Below are 2,167 nucleotides of genomic sequence, written 5' to 3'. Positions count from 1 at the left end.
CGTATCCCCATCAGAAACCCGTCCGGAGAGAATTTCCTCAGCCAGAACATCTTCCAACAGACGCATAATCGCACGACGTAAGGGACGAGCGCCGTAGGCCGGATTATAACCTTCCTCGATCAAGCGTTCTTTAAACTTATCGGTGACAGACAAAGTAATATTTTGTTCTGTCAGACGTTTAAACACATCCTTGAGCAGGATTTCGGCGATTTCCTTGACTTCCTCATTGGTCGAACAGAGTCTATCGTTCTCCCAAAAAATGGATAATCATCTACAATGCCCAATTGCCAAGATATTAAGTCTCCATCACTACTAAGCTAAGACGCATTTAAAGTGCTTATTCTTAAGATTAGCCGAATCTCCCTCAATCCCTTTACTGTTGCCTCTTGCCTCTTACCTCTTGCCTCGTCTCAACAAGCAATTTAAATTACGAACAGCTTACCCAATCACCAGGAAAAGTAGAGTGCTGATCAAAGCTGTGAGCAAGAGGAATCCCCAAATTTTCCAGAGCAATCCTTGCGCTTTGTTGGATTTAAGAGGCCAGAAATACACCCTACTGGCGAGATCCGACTTACTGTACTTTCTACCGGCGAGAGCAGACTTACTGTACTTTTCCTCAGTTAAGCAACTTTGGGATCGAGAAAGACCAATTAAGCAACTAACACTGTCGATACGTTCACCTAAACGAAACCTCAAAAAACTTTTTGGTTCTGCAAAGTTGACCGCACCACTATTTACACTAGGGTCAAAGACAAGAGAAGCAAATTGAACCAAAATAGAAAGAACAACCAAGCTGCTAATTAACCATCGTTTGAGCCGATTAACCGATAACATCTCTAAGATTAGCAAAGCTATTAAGGGGAGAAGTAGTAGCTGAACTGAGGTAACGTGATAACGAGCAGCCCAAGAACCATCTCCATGCCAGAAATCCAGTTTGCTGGTTAAGATAATATGAAAGACAAGTGCAAAAATTGAGGAAATAAAATATATTCGTATATAAGGTGTTAATTTGTTAAATAAAATAATCCCCAATACTAAACACGGTAAAAGAAAGGGGTCGTAAATAAATATACTTTTAGCTGGCGAGAAGAGAACGCCGAGAATACCAACGTAGGGAGGGTGTATGAAAGGATAATTAGGGGGCAATTCTGGCAACCCTGAAAAGATTGCTCCATTGCGTATTTGCTCAATGCTTAAGGATGCTGCCGTTGTCCAAAAATCCCCAAAGCGTAAGTAATTAAATAATCTACTGACAAAAAGGAAAGGAAATAAGCCGACGTTCCAGAGTATGGCTGTCTTAAAGATTTGATTAAGCTTGAAATTTTTATAAATTAGACAGCTAATTAGAAACCCAAAAACTGTGAGAGCATAAATGATAGTTGTGGAGCGAATTATAATAGCTGCTCCGATTGCCAATCCACTCAAAAAAACATAAGGTACTTTGTTAGTTTTAATATAAGCTAAAGCACAAGCATAACCTAAAATCACACAAAGTAGGACTGGATTATTTTGTTGAAAAGTTTGTGCATAGTGGAGAACGGTAGTACCTAGCAACCAAATCAAACTAGCAGATGCCGCAATTTTCTCCTGAAAATCAAATAGTCTAAGTAACCAATAACAAGAGAGAACAACTAATACATTTAGAGGGATAACTACAAGAAAACTAACCGCAAATTCTCGTAATAAATAAGGCTTAATACTAGGAAAAACTTTAGAGAGTTGAGTGCCAATCCAATCTGCGGGCAACATTAATAATGATTGTCCTATATCATAAGCTTCATATCGTTTTCCATCTACTCCTAAAACACCAACACGGTCTAATCGAGAGGAAGGACGATAATTTGGGGGTAAAGAAACTTCCTCAGTTCCTGTCCACAGGGCATGGGCCATTTTTAGCCTAACATCGGTATCTGGAGGTAAGTTGGCAGGATTGATTATTGTTATCCAGAGTAGGGCAATAAGAGCTAATTTTGTGACTGTTTTCATGATCATCTATTCTTAGAACCTGTTTGAAAAGTTATAGGGCGTTGCTGATTTTAAGTATCAATTGTCCTCTCGGCAATTTTTAAAACCTAGCACTAAGGTAACTTGTGGATAGGAGGCACAATTTAGTCTTCATGTCTTGATTCAGCGACACCGCTTTTTACTATCTTCTGATCTGCCGCTT

1 protein-coding gene and 1 pseudogene are annotated in these 2,167 nt (G+C 39.4%); both read right to left on the bottom strand.

From position 1 onward, the window contains the following. Nucleotides 1–225, bottom strand: a pseudogene (locus tag ACE1AQ_RS14550) (hypothetical protein); the annotation flags it as partial. A gap of 213 nt (nucleotides 226–438) precedes the next feature. After that, the gene (locus ACE1AQ_RS14545; RefSeq protein WP_106909789.1) at nucleotides 439–1,986 is read right to left on the bottom strand and encodes a glycosyltransferase family 39 protein; all 1,548 of its coding nucleotides are present in this window, start codon (nucleotides 1,984–1,986) and stop codon (nucleotides 439–441) included. Nucleotides 1,987–2,167: the final 181 nt, after the last annotated feature.

The organism is Microcystis sp. BLCC-F209, assembly GCF_041928595.1.
Lineage (GTDB): Bacteria > Cyanobacteriota > Cyanobacteriia > Cyanobacteriales > Microcystaceae > Microcystis.
This window is presented reverse-complemented; position numbering and strand designations above follow the sequence as displayed.

What these genes read in the sequence shown, in the direction of transcription:
- ACE1AQ_RS14545 (WP_106909789.1), bottom strand. Translation starts at nt 1,986, where the DNA reads ATGAAAACAGTCACAAAATTAGCTCTTATTGCCCTACTCTGGATAACA.